Source organism: Caulobacter sp. GW821-FHT10A06 (genome assembly GCF_059415805.1).
The window spans coordinates 185579-198029 of the sequence record NZ_JBWKNY010000008.1 but is presented as its reverse complement, the minus strand read 5'-3'; the positions used below and the strand labels follow the sequence as shown (position 1 = coordinate 198029).

Annotated in this window: 14 protein-coding genes; 5 read left to right on the top strand and 9 right to left on the bottom strand. The window is 67.5% G+C overall.

Translation table 11 applies throughout. The features are described 5' to 3' along the window. Positions 1–123 precede the first annotated feature (123 nt). The 4 genes from AC07NF_RS23605 to AC07NF_RS23590 form a co-directional block, all read right to left on the bottom strand. A complete protein-coding gene (locus AC07NF_RS23605; RefSeq protein WP_492813327.1) occupies positions 124–846 on the bottom strand; it encodes an alpha/beta fold hydrolase in 723 nt (240 codons plus the stop codon). Positions 847–861: 15 nt separating this feature from the next. After that, complete coding sequence (locus AC07NF_RS23600; RefSeq protein ID WP_494633164.1) at positions 862–1323, bottom strand: hypothetical protein; 462 nt, start codon at positions 1321–1323, stop codon at positions 862–864. A gap of 188 nt (positions 1324–1511) precedes the next feature. After that, positions 1512–2408: an RNA polymerase sigma factor RpoH gene (rpoH, locus tag AC07NF_RS23595; protein WP_494633264.1), complete on the bottom strand. Its 897-nt coding sequence runs from the start codon at positions 2406–2408 to the stop codon at positions 1512–1514. Beyond that, positions 2405–2512, bottom strand: a complete 108-nt coding sequence (locus AC07NF_RS23590) for a hypothetical protein (RefSeq protein WP_454717671.1) — start codon at positions 2510–2512, stop codon at positions 2405–2407. Before AC07NF_RS23590 ends, rpoH begins: the two co-directional genes overlap by 4 nt. A 107-nt stretch (positions 2513–2619) precedes the next feature. On the opposite strand from AC07NF_RS23590, the gene AC07NF_RS23585 reads away from it, so the two are divergent. From AC07NF_RS23585 to AC07NF_RS23570, 4 genes are all read left to right on the top strand, one after another. After that, entirely contained in the window at positions 2620–2979 is a 360-nt protein-coding gene (locus AC07NF_RS23585; protein ID WP_494633161.1) for a phage holin family protein, read from the top strand. 69 nt (positions 2980–3048) lie between these two features. Further along, a complete protein-coding gene (locus AC07NF_RS23580; RefSeq protein ID WP_494633159.1) occupies positions 3049–3573 on the top strand; it encodes a VOC family protein in 525 nt (174 codons plus the stop codon). Then, entirely contained in the window at positions 3573–4208 is a 636-nt protein-coding gene (locus AC07NF_RS23575; RefSeq protein WP_494633156.1) for a carboxymuconolactone decarboxylase family protein, read from the top strand. Before AC07NF_RS23580 ends, AC07NF_RS23575 begins: the two co-directional genes overlap by 1 nt. Before the next feature lie 158 nt (positions 4209–4366). Beyond that, on the top strand, positions 4367–6565 hold the full coding sequence (locus tag AC07NF_RS23570; protein WP_494633153.1) for a putative bifunctional diguanylate cyclase/phosphodiesterase: 2199 nt from the start codon (positions 4367–4369) through the stop codon (positions 6563–6565). On the opposite strand, the gene AC07NF_RS23565 is transcribed toward AC07NF_RS23570, so the two are convergent. The 5 genes from AC07NF_RS23565 to AC07NF_RS23545 form a co-directional block, all read right to left on the bottom strand. Continuing rightward, complete coding sequence (locus AC07NF_RS23565) at positions 6562–7581, bottom strand: threonine aldolase family protein (RefSeq protein ID WP_494633151.1); 1020 nt, start codon at positions 7579–7581, stop codon at positions 6562–6564. The two genes, AC07NF_RS23570 and AC07NF_RS23565, sit on opposite strands and share 4 nt — an antisense overlap. Positions 7582–7640: 59 nt before the next feature. Next, on the bottom strand, positions 7641–8777 hold the full coding sequence (locus tag AC07NF_RS23560) for an epoxide hydrolase family protein (protein WP_494633150.1): 1137 nt from the start codon (positions 8775–8777) through the stop codon (positions 7641–7643). Positions 8778–8989: 212 nt separating this feature from the next. Further along, positions 8990–9316, bottom strand: a complete 327-nt coding sequence (locus AC07NF_RS23555; RefSeq protein WP_494633148.1) for a GIY-YIG nuclease family protein — start codon at positions 9314–9316, stop codon at positions 8990–8992. A gap of 50 nt (positions 9317–9366) precedes the next feature. Beyond that, the gene (locus tag AC07NF_RS23550) at positions 9367–10266 is read right to left on the bottom strand and encodes an EamA family transporter (protein ID WP_494633146.1); all 900 of its coding nucleotides are present in this window, start codon (positions 10264–10266) and stop codon (positions 9367–9369) included. 83 nt (positions 10267–10349) lie between these two features. Then, positions 10350–10955, bottom strand: a complete 606-nt coding sequence (locus tag AC07NF_RS23545; protein ID WP_494633145.1) for a TetR/AcrR family transcriptional regulator — start codon at positions 10953–10955, stop codon at positions 10350–10352. Between the two features lie 80 nt (positions 10956–11035). Between AC07NF_RS23545 and AC07NF_RS23540 the strand changes: the two genes are divergently transcribed. Next, positions 11036–12421: a carotenoid oxygenase family protein gene (locus tag AC07NF_RS23540; protein WP_494633143.1), complete on the top strand. Its 1386-nt coding sequence runs from the start codon at positions 11036–11038 to the stop codon at positions 12419–12421. Positions 12422–12451: the final 30 nt, after the last annotated feature.

The window sequence follows — 12451 nt, the reverse complement described above, 5'->3', positions numbered from 1 at the left end:
AGCGCCGCTTAAGTAAAGCGCTTATTACTCGTTTTCCGGAGCGTTTATCGTCGGCTTTGCCTGATACGATATAACTATTACTTCGATCTCAAATGCGGCTAAAGCGTGGCCATAAGCCGTTGATCAGCGCTTTCCGGCGGGTCTTTGCAGCCAGTGGCGCAGGGCGCCGTTGACGGGCCCGGGGGCTTCCATCGGCGTCATGTGGCCGGTGCTTGGGATCACCAGCAGGTGCGAGCAGCCGATCGCCTTGGCCATCTCGTGGTGGCCCGGCGCGGGGGTGATCTGGTCGTTTTCCCCGACGATGATGACCAAAGGGACACGCAGGGCCCGCAGCGCCGCCTCGCCGTCCTCGCGCTCCAGGCTGTTCTGGCGCAGGAAGACGTCGCGGCCCAGGCGCTGGGTCATGTCGACGATGCGGCCGGTCAGGTCGGTGTCGTCCAGGCGCGAGGCGTCGACATAGCTCTTCATGATCGCCTGGCCGATGCCGATGAAGGTCTGGCCCTTGGCGGCCGCCTTGTTCAGCGCCTTGCGCTGGGCGGCGCGTTCGGGCGTGTCGACGCGGATCGAGGTGTCCAGCAGGGCCAGCCGCTCGATGCGTTCCGGCGCGATCCGGGCGATCTCCTGGGCCACGTAGCCGCCCATCGAGAACCCGGCCAGGGCGAAGGTCGGCTCGGCCTTCTCCAGCACGCTCTGCGCCATCTCGCGCAGGGTGGCGTAGGGGGCAAGGTCGGGGACCCAGATGCGGGCGACGTCGGCCAGGCCGCTGATCTGGTCGCGCCACAGCTCGGCGTCGTTGAGCAGGCCGGGCAGCAGGATCAGCTGGGGCAGGGGAGTCGCGTCGGTCATCTGGGCCTTATAGACTCAGAACGGTTCGTCCGTCGTCCGCGCGGCGGCGAGGGCCAGTTCGTGGTCGGCCAGGGGCAGCAGGTCGCTGGCGCGCTGGGTGAATTCCAGGCCGTGGGCGTCGACATAGGCGCGGTCGACCTCGCCGCCCGGCTTGGGATCGATGATCTTCTCGCCGTCCCAGAACACCGCGTGGCCCGTGCCCGGAATTGTGGGCGACAGCACGCCGACGATGCCGGGGCTCGCCCACAGCATGTAGATGCCGCTCAGCAGCATGAAGCCCCAGCCGTGGGCCACGCTGCGCAGGATCGAATGGCTCATCGGGCCCTGAACCGGGAACGCGGGATCGTGGGCCAGCGCGGCGGCGACCACGTCCTCGTACGAACGGCCGGTCAGCATCGCCAGGACGCAGATCATGCAGTCGTCGGGCGTGCGCTGGTAGACGGCCGGCTGACCGGTATGGGCGCAGGTCAGGGTCATGCGGAGGCCTTGTAGACCATCGGGCCCGAAACGAAAAAGGGGCGCTCCGAAGAGCGCCCCTTTCCGTCTTTCTCCTCCCCCTCTGGGGGAGGTGGCCCAGAGGGCCGGAGGGGGCAGCGCGGCCTAGGCCGAGTAGCCCCCTCAGTCGTCTTCACCGACAGCTCCCCCAGAGGGGGAGCAGATATCAGTTACGCATCGACCATGTTCTTGGCGACGGCCGCCTCGCGCATGTTCTTTTGCAGCTTTTCGAACGCCCGGACTTCGATCTGACGGACCCGTTCACGGCTGACACCGTATTGGGCGGCCAGTTCTTCCAGGGTGGTCGGGTCGTCCTTCAGCCGGCGCTCGGTCAGGATGTGACGTTCGCGGTCGGTCAGTTCGACCATCGCTTCTTCCAGAAGCGACATCCGCAGCGACTTTTCCTCGTTCTCGGCGACGACGGTCTCTTGGCTGACTTGGTCGTCGTCAGCCAGCCAGTCCTGCCACTCGCTTTCGCCGTCGGCGCGCAGCGGCGCGTTCAGCGAGGCGTCGGGGCCCGACAGGCGGCGGTTCATCGAGATGACTTCGCTGTCCAGCACGCCCAGCTTGGTGGCGATCTGGCTGACCTGGTCAGGATGCAGGTCGCCTTCCTGGAAGGCGGCGATCTGGCTCTTGGCCTTGCGCAGGTTGAAGAACAGCTTCTTCTGCGCGGCGGTCGTGCCCATCTTCACCAGCGACCACGAGCGCAGGATGTATTCCTGGATCGAGGCGCGGATCCACCACATGGCGTAGGTGGCCAGACGGAAGCCCTTGTCGGGCTCGAACTTCTTGACGGCCTGCATCAGGCCGACATTGCCTTCCGAGATCACTTCGCCGATCGGCAGGCCGTAGCCGCGATAGCCCATGGCGATCTTGGCCACGAGACGCAGGTGCGAGGTGACCATCTTATGGGCTGCGGCCGAGTCCTGATGCTCTTTCCAACGCTGGGCGAGCATGAACTCCTCGTCCTTGGGCAGCATCGGGAACTTGCGGATCTCGGTGAGGTAACGCGACAAGCCGCCGTCCGGCGACATCACCGATAGAGAATTCACGGCCATAGTTCTTATATCCCCTTGCGGTGCGCGGATCCGCTCGCCGTTCGCGCGCGATCATCCCCCACACGAGAGGATAGATAGTTCGCAAGGCGGCGGTTGGAAGGGCGGTAACGCATTTGTAATGTCCGAGTTCACGGCTGGGATATTGTACAAATCGGGCGACAGTTTGCTCAGCCGATTTCCGTAGTTCACTCTTCCGGAAATCGAGGGGAGTCGCACCGCCATGATCCGTTTCATTCTCCGCATCCTGATCGCCGCCGCCGGCCTGTGGCTGTCGGATCGCCTGATCACCGGCGTCGTCGTCCAGGGGGTGACCACCCTGCTGCTGGCCGGCTTGCTGCTGGGCGTCGTCAACGCCATCGTCCGGCCGATCGTGACGCTGCTGACCTTCCCGCTGACGCTGCTGACCCTGGGCCTGTTCCTGCTGGTGGTGAATGCGGCGATGATCGGCCTGGTGTCCCTGATCGTGCCCGGCATGCAGGTCCACGGCCTGTGGGCGGGCGTCCAGGCGGCGGTGGTGACCGGCGTCGTCAGCTGGATCGGCCAGGTGCTGCTGGGGGACGCCAAGCGGGAGCGCGAATAGAAGCGACGTCGCGGCACGCTCGACGCCGACCGCGATCGGCGTAACCTCGGTCTCCGGGAGGAAGCCGAGATGAAGATCACCGGCGTCAATCACCTGGCTCTGGTCTGCCGCGACATGGCGCAGACCGTCAGGTTCTATTCCGAGGTGCTGCAGATGCCCCTCGTGAAGACCGTGGCTCTGCCCGACGGCGGCCAGCACTTCTTCTTCGACTGCGGCGGCGGGTCGTGCCTGGCCTTCTTCTGGTGGCCAGAAACGCCGCCGGCCGCGCCGGGCATCGCGTCGGTGAAGAGCTTCCCGGCCGACTCCAAGACCGCCGTGGGCTCGATGAACCACGTGGCCTTCACCGTCGACGAGGCCGACCTGGAAGCCTGCTTGGAGCGCCTGCAAGCGGCGGGCGTGCCGGCCTTCCCGATGGTGGTCAATCACGACGACAGCGAGATGGGCGTGGCGCGCAAGCTCCATCCCGGCGTCTTCGTCCGCTCGGTCTATTTCACCGATCCCAACGGCATCATGATGGAGCTGGCCGCCTTCACCCGCGACTTCGGGCCGGAGGACGTGAAGCACGAGCCCGCCAAAGCCACGGTGGACGCCTGATGCCGCGCCTGCGCGAGATCCCTCGCGGCGAGGTCACCGACAAAGGCACGCTGAAGCTCTACGACCTGCTGTTCGGCGACCGCGACCCCGTCGTCGAGCCCGGCACGGCCACGGGCACGCGCGGCGACTGGTGGACGGTCTTCGCGGGTAGCCCCGACGTCTTGCGCCACGCCGCCCAGGGTTTCGCGCTCTATCGCGACCCGGCCCGCAAGATCGACCCGGTGCTGCGCGAGCTGGCCCAGACGAGGGCCGGCTGGACGCGGGGCAGCCAGTTCGTGTTCTCCCAGCACTGCAAGTCGCTGCGCGGCCTGGGCGTGCCCGAGGACAAGATCGCCGCCGTGCCGCACTGGCAGATCTCGGAAGTGTTCGAACCGCGCGAGCGGGCGGTGCTGGCCTATGCCGACGGCCTGGTGCTGGATGGCGGGCGTATCGCCGACGGCGTGTTCGCCAGCCTCAAGGCCTTCCTGACCGACGAGCAGATCCTGGAGCTGACCTACATCACCTGTCTCTACGAGATGCACGCTGTGATGAGCCGGGCCCTGCGCACCGAGTTCGACGACCGCGAGGAGCCCATCGTCGAGGTCGCCGCGCCCGACGACTTCAAGGCCCGAGACTTCATGGATACCGGGCGCTAGTTTCGGGTCACTCTTAAAAGTAGATAAGCACTGTAAATAGCGCGGCAAACACTGTGACAGCCCTATGAAGTTTTGGCGAAATGAAGGGCTCCAAGCGGGGCCATTAGCGCCCCGTTAGTCAGGAAATGGTCCCTGCCACCCGTAAGTGGAGGCGTACCATGTTCACCCTGCGGGACACCGTTTCTTCGCTGACGCCGGCGCGTCAGGATGATCTCGGCAAGTCGCTGTATGAGCGGTTCCGTGAGGAGCCCGACACCCTGATCGTGCCCGTGCTCGACGCCGAGGACCGGCCGATCGGCATTGTCGAGCGCAACGCCTTCTTCCTGCGCATGGCCGCCGAGTACGGCCGCGCCCTGTACGCCAATCGTCCGATCTCGACGCTGATGGACCGCGAGCCGCTGGTCGTCGACGCCAATACCGAGCTGGCGTCCTTCACCACCGACAGCCTGTCGTATCGCGCCTCGGACCTGCTGCGCGGCTTCATCGTCACCGAGGGCGGCCGTTATCTGGGCGTCGGCACGGTGCTGGGCCTGCTGCAGGCCGCCAACGAGACCAACCGTCGGGGCGTCGAGGCCCTGGCCGCCGCCAAGGCCGATGTCGAGCGCGCCCAGACCTTCATGACCGCTATCGTCGAGGCCATGCCCGCCATGGTGTTCGTCAAGCGCGCCGACGATCATCGCTACGTGCTGCTGAACCGCGCCGGCGAGAAGACCCTGGGCTTCAAGCGCGATGAGGTGATCGGCAAGACCGACGCCGACATCCACGACGCCGAGCTGGCGGCGATCTATGTCGAGCGCGACCGCGAAGTGCTGGAGTCCGGCGAAGTCCGCGTCGTCGAGGAAGACCACGTGCCGCGCAAGGACGGCGGCATGGCCATCCTGCGCACCAAGAAGATCGCGCTGTGCAACGCCGACGGCGTGCCGGAATATCTGCTGGGCGTCTCGGAAGACATCGCCGAGCGCAAGCGGGCCGAGGCCCAGATCGCGCGCCTGGCCCACTACGATCCGCTGACCGAGCTGCCCAACCGCGTGCTGTTCCAGAAGTCGCTGTCCGACGCCCTGGCCCGCCGCGCCCGCAAGGGCGACCAGCTGGCCGTGCACTTCATCGACCTGGACCGCTTCAAGACCGTCAACGACACCCTGGGCCACCCGCTGGGCGACGCTTTGCTGCGCGAGGCCGCCGAGCGTCTGCGCGGCTGCGTGCGCGAAGGCGACACCGTGGCCCGCCTGGGCGGCGACGAGTTCGCCGTGGTCCAGAGCGGTCTCAAGGACATGGGGGGCGCCACGCGTCTGGCCGGCCGCATCGTCGAGGCGATGTCGCAGCCGTTCGACCTGCAAGGCCATCACGTGGTGATCGGCGCCAGCGTCGGCGTCGCCGCCGCGCCCTCGGACGGCGAGGACGCCGACGAACTGCTGAAAAAGGCCGACATGGCCCTGTACCGCGCCAAGGCCGACGGCCGCGGCGCCTTCCACTTCTTCGAACGCGCCATGGACGAGCAGCTGCAAGCCCGCCGCGCCCTGGAGTTGGACCTGCGCCGCGCCCTGACGGCCGGCGAGTTCGAGCTGTTCTACCAGCCGCTCTACAATCTGGGCGCCGAGCAGGTCACGGGCTGCGAGGCCCTGCTGCGCTGGCGCCACCCCGAGCGGGGCATGGTCTCGCCGGCCGACTTCATCCCGCTGGCCGAGGAAATCGGCCTGATTGTCCAGCTGGGCGAGTGGGTGCTGCGCACGGCCTGCGCCGAGGCCGCCAAGTGGCCGGGCCACGTGCGCCTGGCGGTCAACCTGTCGCCGGCCCAGTTCCGCGATCGCGGCCTGGTGCGCACCGTCGTCTCGGCCCTGGCGGCGTCCGGCCTGCCCGCCCAGCGCCTGGAGCTGGAGATCACCGAGTCGGTGCTGCTGCAGGACAGCCAGGCCAACATGACCATGCTGCATGACCTGAAAGCCCTGGGCGTGCGCATCTCGATGGACGACTTCGGCACGGGCTACAGCTCGCTGAGCTATCTGCGCAGCTTCCCGTTCGACAAGATCAAGATCGACCAGACCTTCGTCCGCGACATCCTGGAAGACAGCGACGCCATGGCCATCATCAAGGCCGTGCTGGACCTGGGCTCGTCCATGGGCATCGTCACCACGGCCGAGGGCGTCGAGACCCTGGAACAGCTGAACGCCCTGCGCGGCCAGGGCTGCGCCGAGATCCAGGGCTACTTCATCAGCCGCCCGGCCCCGGCCAGCGAGATCGCCAAACTGCTCGGCATCACGGCCGCCTCGGCCGCCGAAGCCGCCGCGCCGGTGATTGCGTTCGCCCCGAAGGAAGAGCCCGCGCCGCAGACGCAAGAAGCTAAGCGGGCGGCTTCCTAGGCTACCCGCTTCAGCGCCGCGCCCAGGTCCTCGACCATCTCGGGCGTGGTCGCCCACGAGCACATGAAGCGCACCGTGCCGTCCAGGAAGCGGTAGACGAACCAGCCTTCGCCGCGCAGGCGCTCCAGGGTCGGTTCGTCCATCTCGACGAAGATGCCGTTGGCCTCGACGGGGTGCTTGATCTCGAAGGGCATCCGAGCGGCCAGTTTTTGCGCCATGGCGTTGGCGTGCGCCGCGCGGGCCGCCCAGGGACCCGTGCCGCCGTCCTCGCCCAGCAGGCCCAGCCACGGAGCGGCGAGGAAGCGGCCCTTCGACACCAGCTGGCCGGCGTGCTTCAGGCGCGCGTCCAGGCGGCGGGCGTGGTCGGGGTTCAGGAACACCACGGCCTCGGTCGGGGTCGAGCCGGCCTTGGTGCCGCCCATGACCAGGATGTCGACGCCCATCTTGGCGACGCTCTTCAGATCGAAGCCGGCGGCCACGGCATTGGCTAGGCGGGCGCCGTCCAGGTGGACGCCGTAGCCCTTGGCTTTCACCGGGGCGACCAGGGCGCGCAGTTCGGCCTCGGAATAGACCGTGCCGTATTCGGTAGCGGTGGTCAGCGACAAGGCGTTGGCGGGCTGGTTGTACGAGACCTCGGGGCGGGCCAGGGCGCTCTCCAGCGCCGACAGCTCGATCTTGCCCGACGCGCCGGGCAGGCCGATCAGGCCCACGCCCTGGCCGAAGAAGCCGGGAGCGCCGGTCTCGTCGGTGCAGATGTGGGCGTGCTCGTGGGCCAGCACCGCCTCATGCGGCTGGGCGAGCAAGGTCAGGGCGAAGGCGTTGGCGGCCGTGCCCGAGGCGGTGAACCGCACCTGGGCGTCGGCGTCCAGCAAGGCGCGGATGCGGTCGGCGGCGGCCTTGCTGACGTGGTCGGTGCCATAGCCGGAAGCCGTGCCGGCATTGGCCGCGACCAGCGCCTCCATCACTTCGGGCATGGCCCCGGCGACGTTGTCGGAAGCGAAATCGTAGCGGGCCATGGCAGGCGAACTCCTGGAAGGAACTGCCGCCGGGCATGCCATGGCCAAGCCTGGGCCGTCTAGACGTCCCGCGCCCAGCTCCGCACGTCGTCAACGAACAGCCCCGGCTCCTCCATCGCCGCGAAGTGGCCGCCGCGTGGCTGGTCGGTCCAACGGGTGATGTTGTAGGCCCGGTCGGCCCACGAGCGGGGCGGGGGCCTGTAGATGCTCTCGCCGGGGAAGTTGGCGAAGGCGGTTGGGGTCTCGCAGCGCTGGCCCTGGGCCAGGACCGGGCCGCCTTCTTCGAGCAGGGCGCGGTAGTACCAGGCGCCGGTCGTGAAGCTGCCGGTCATCACATAGAGCATGATGTTGGTCAGCAGCTGGTCGCGGGTGAACACCTGCTCGAAGGGCCTGGTCGACAGGTCGGCCCAGTCGTGGAAGCGCTCCAGGATCCAGGCGGCCTGGCCGACGGGGTTGTTGGCCCCTAGCCACGCCACCGATTGCGGCTTGCTGGCCTGGAGCCGGAAGTATGCGCCCCACAGATCCATCTGGGCGCCGAAGCCGGTGATCCAGGCGATCTCTTCTGGCGTCGTCGGCGGGCCGTGCGGGCGCAGGCCGATCATGTTGAGGTGGATGGCCTTCACATGCGCGGCGTGGTCCAGGCCCAGCCACGAGGTGACGAGGCCGCCCCAGTCGCCGCCCTGGGCGAGGTAGGTCTCGTAGCCCAGCTCGCGGGTCATCAGCGTGTCGAAGATCCGCGCCGTCGCCCGCTGGCCCAGCGGCCGCTTGGGCTTACCCGAGAACCCGAACCCCGGCAGCGACGGGATGACGAGGTCGAAGGCGTCGGCCGGGTCCCCGCCGTGGCGCGACGGGAAGGCCAAGGGCTCGATGGCGTCCCAGAACTCGAAGTGGCTGCCCGGCCAGCCGTGGCTGATCAGCAGCGGCCGTTTGCCCTGCGCCTCGCCGACCACGTGAACGAAGTGGATGTCGAGGCCTTCGATGTTGGCCCTGAATTGCGGAAAGCGGTTGAGGTTGGCCTGCGCCGCCGCGACGTCGAACCCGTCGCTCCAGTAGCCGCAGAGGTCCTTCAGGAAGTCGGCGTCACACCCATAGGCCCAGCCACCGCCCTCCGGCGCGGGCGGGAACTCATAGGCGCGAACCTGAGTAAGGACCATGTCGACAGCCTCGCGGCTCCAGTTCACCTCGAACGGCGTCATGACGGGCCTCCCTTGTTTCGGAGGAGCCTCCGCTCGCTTACGTGACGGCCGTCAATAGAGCTCCGAACTCCCCCAACCCGTCATCCCGCGCTTTATGCGCGGGACCCATTTGTCCGCCGCAGGTGCAGTGCGGGCTCACGCTCTCACGTGGAAGCTGAGCCATGGGTCCCGCGCATAAAGCGCGGGATGACGGGTTGGGGGAGGGGTGGCGGCTAAACCTGCCGAGGCACGGGCGTCCAGTTCATCACCTGATCGTACAGATCATCCCAGCGTGGATTATCCTGCTCGATCAAATTGATCTTCCACTGCCGTGGCCATTCCTTCAGCCGCTTCTCGCGATGAATGGCCACGGTCATGTCCTCGTGGGTCTCGTACCAGACGAGCCGCGTCAGCCCATACTTCTGGGTGAAGCCTTTCAGCTGCTTCTCGCGATGCTGGACGATCCGAGCCTCGAACATGCTCGTCACACCGACGTACAGCGTGCCGTGAGGTTTATTCGTCATGATGTAGACAGCGATGGAGGCGTCGCGCGGGACCATGTCGCGAGCTTGAGTGTGCTCGCAATGAAATCAACCCTTGGCTGCGAATCTCAGGCCGCCGCCAGGAACTTCATCCGCACCTTCGGCCACAGCATGTTCACCGCCAGGCCGGTCAGCACCAGGGCCGCCGCGATCAGCTTCCACGCCGGCAAACCCTCGCCCAGCAACAGCGCCGAGGCGCTCATGCCGAACACCGGGACCAGCAGGGCCATCGGGGTCACTGTCGCGGCCGGGTGCCGCGCCAGCAGCCAGCCCCAGGCGGCGTAGCCGAACATGGTGTTGCCCACGGCCTGCCAGGCGACGGCCAGCCAGGTGGTGAAGCCCGCGCCCGTCACGCCCTTGACGATGGCCGGCCAGCCTTCCAGCCACAGCGACATGGCGAACAGCGGCGGGATCGAGAACAGGCTGGCCCAGACCACATAGCCCAGCATGTTCACCGGTCCGGCCTGGCGCGCGACGATGTTGCCGCCTGACCAGCTGAGCGCGGCCAGCAGGCCCAGCGCGACGCCCAGCGGCGTGGCCGCGCCGCCGCCGTGGGCGGCGATGACCACGATGCCGGCGACGGCCAGCACCAGGGCGGCGATCTGGAAGCCTTGGATCCGCTCCTTGCTGATCCACATCGCCATGCCGATGGTGAAGAACACCTGGGTCTGGAGAATGAGCGAGGCCAGGCCCGGCGAGATCGAGCCCTTCATGGCCACGAACAGCAGGCCAAACTGCCCCGCCCCGATCAGCAGACCATAGGCCGCCAGGTTGCTCCACGACACCGCCGGGCGCTTGACGAAGAACACCATGGGGACCAGCACCATGCAGAATCGCAGGGTCGCGAACAGCAGTGGCGGCAGGTGATTCAGGCCGATGCGGATGACCACGAAGTTGGTGCCCCACACCGCCACCACGGCCAGGGCCAGCAGGAAGTGGCGCAAGGGCAGGGGGGCGTGGGTCGGCATGGCGGTTCCAATCGCAAGCTGGACTAGCCTGGACTTGGGCCTTCAGGCCGGGCGTCGCAACGGAAACATTGTCCCCGTGACAATCAGGGCGCGGAGATTCCCAGGCCTTTGACCAGGGTCTGAGAGGCCAGGGCTCGCAGCTTCACCGGGTCGATCGCCGGCGCCAGCTTGCCGGTCAGCTGCAGCATCAGCATGCCGTGCAGCACCGACCAGAAGAGATGCCCGATCAGCTCGGCGTCGCCTTCCAACTGGCCCGCCTGGATCATCGCCTCGATGTGGACGGTCATGGTGCGGCGGGCGCGGACGATGGCGGCCTGCAGCTCGGGATAGTCGCCCTCGGTCGGCTGGTTCAGGTCGAACATCAGGCGGTAGGCCTGGGGCTCGGACAGCGCGAAGTCGACATAGGCCTGGCCCGCGTCGCGCGAGCGGCGCAGCGGATCGGCGGCCGCGGCCATGGCCGCTTCCAGCCGCACGGCGAAGCGGGCGAAGGCGGCGGCACGGACGGCCGCCAGGATGGCGTCCTTGTCCTTGAAGTAGCGGTAGGGGGTCATCGGGCTGACGCCCAGGGCCTGGGCCAGCTCGCGCATGGTCACAGCCTCGATGCCGCGCTCGGCGAAGAGGGTTTCGGCCGCCTCGCACAGGCGGACGCGGAAGGCTTCGACGTCTTCGGACGACAGGACGCGGGGCACTCGAGAATCCCGATTGACTCACTCATTCGCTTACAACATAAATTTACATTGTAAACAATCGTCATTCAGGAGGTCCGGCCATGGACGGTGACGTGCGTATCAATCCCTTCCTCTCAGGCAATTTCGCGCCCGTGCGCAGCGAGGACGACTTCGCGCTGGAGGTCTGGGGCGACCTGCCGCCGAGCCTGAAGGGCACGCTGTATCGCAACGGTCCCAACCCGCAGTTCGACCCGCGCGACGCCAACTATCACTGGTTCGTCGGCGACGGCATGCTGCACGCCTTCACGGTGGAGGACGGCCAGGTCCGCTACCGCAACCGCTGGGTCCGCACCAACAAGTGGCGGATGGAGCGCGACGCGGGCCAGGCGCTGTGGGGCAGCTGGGGCAACCCGATGACCACCGACCCGTCGGTGCTGGGTGTCGCGTCCGAAGGCGCGATGAACACCAACATCATCCAGCATGGCGGCCATCTGCTGGCGCTAGAGGAGGCCCATGCGCCGTTCGAGATGAGCGGTCCGGACCTGGAGACGCTGGGCGCCTACGACCTGGGCGGCAAGGTCACCGCCCACCCCAAGGCCTGCCCGATCACCGGCGAGCTGGTGTTCTTCGCCTATGCCGACGATCCGATGCCGCTGTCGAACAAGGTCAGCTGGGGCGTCGCCGACAAGGACGGCAAGCTGCTCAAGCGCGAGACCTTCGAAGCGCCGTACTGCTCGATGGTCCACGACTGTATCGTCACCGAGCACTACATCGTCATCCCGGTGCTGCCCCTGACCGGCAGCCTGCCGCGCGCCATGAGCGGCAAGCCGGTCTTCGCCTGGGAGCCGGAGGTCGGCGGCCATCTGGCGGTGATCCGGCGGGACGAGGGCGTGGCCAGCCTGCGCTGGATCGAGATCCCGGCCTGCTACGCCTTCCACGTCATGAACGCGTTTGAGCAGGGTGAGACGATCGTCGCCGACGTCATGCGCTACGCCTCCGCGCCGCTGTTCCCCAATGCCGACGGGACCAAGGGCGAGAACGCCGCCGCCTATCTGACGCGCTGGACGATCGACCTGGCCGCCGGGGCGGTGACGGAGGTCGAACTCGACGACACGGCCGGCGAATTCCCGCGCTTCGACGAGCGCTTCGCCGGCATGGCCTATCGCCACGGCTGGCTGGTCGGCCAGAGCCTGAAGCCCGGCGACTTCCGCTCCAACATCGTGGCCCATGTCGACCTGGTCGCGGGGACGCGGAAGACCTGGACCGTGCCGCAAGGCGACGCGATCTCCGAAGCCGTCTTTACCCACGCCGGGCCGGACGCTGCGGAGGGCGAGGGCTGGTTGACGGCGGTGATTTATCGCCAGGCTGAGGACGTCAGCGAGTTCGTGGTCTTCGACGCCCAGGCGGTGGAGAACGGCCCGATCGCCGGCGCCAGGCTGCCGCGCCGCGTGCCGTTCGGCTTCCACGGCCAGTGGGTCAGCGCCTGATCTCAAACGCACGTTTGACTTGCCGCGCGG

Coding starts and splice junctions, on each gene's coding strand:
- AC07NF_RS23560 (WP_494633150.1), bottom strand. CDS start 8,777: ATGACGCCGTTCGAGGTGAACTGGAGCCGCGAGGCTGTCGACATGGTC.
- AC07NF_RS23550 (WP_494633146.1), bottom strand. CDS start 10,266: ATGCCGACCCACGCCCCCCTGCCCTTGCGCCACTTCCTGCTGGCCCTG.
- AC07NF_RS23565 (WP_494633151.1), bottom strand. CDS start 7,581: ATGGCCCGCTACGATTTCGCTTCCGACAACGTCGCCGGGGCCATGCCC.
- AC07NF_RS23570 (WP_494633153.1), top strand. CDS start 4,367: ATGTTCACCCTGCGGGACACCGTTTCTTCGCTGACGCCGGCGCGTCAG.
- AC07NF_RS23605 (WP_492813327.1), bottom strand. CDS start 846: ATGACCGACGCGACTCCCCTGCCCCAGCTGATCCTGCTGCCCGGCCTG.
- AC07NF_RS23575 (WP_494633156.1), top strand. CDS start 3,573: ATGCCGCGCCTGCGCGAGATCCCTCGCGGCGAGGTCACCGACAAAGGC.
- AC07NF_RS23590 (WP_454717671.1), bottom strand. CDS start 2,512: ATGCGTTACCGCCCTTCCAACCGCCGCCTTGCGAACTATCTATCCTCT.
- AC07NF_RS23585 (WP_494633161.1), top strand. CDS start 2,620: ATGATCCGTTTCATTCTCCGCATCCTGATCGCCGCCGCCGGCCTGTGG.
- AC07NF_RS23540 (WP_494633143.1), top strand. CDS start 11,036: ATGGACGGTGACGTGCGTATCAATCCCTTCCTCTCAGGCAATTTCGCG.
- AC07NF_RS23555 (WP_494633148.1), bottom strand. CDS start 9,316: ATGGTCCCGCGCGACGCCTCCATCGCTGTCTACATCATGACGAATAAA.
- AC07NF_RS23600 (WP_494633164.1), bottom strand. CDS start 1,323: ATGACCCTGACCTGCGCCCATACCGGTCAGCCGGCCGTCTACCAGCGC.
- AC07NF_RS23580 (WP_494633159.1), top strand. CDS start 3,049: ATGAAGATCACCGGCGTCAATCACCTGGCTCTGGTCTGCCGCGACATG.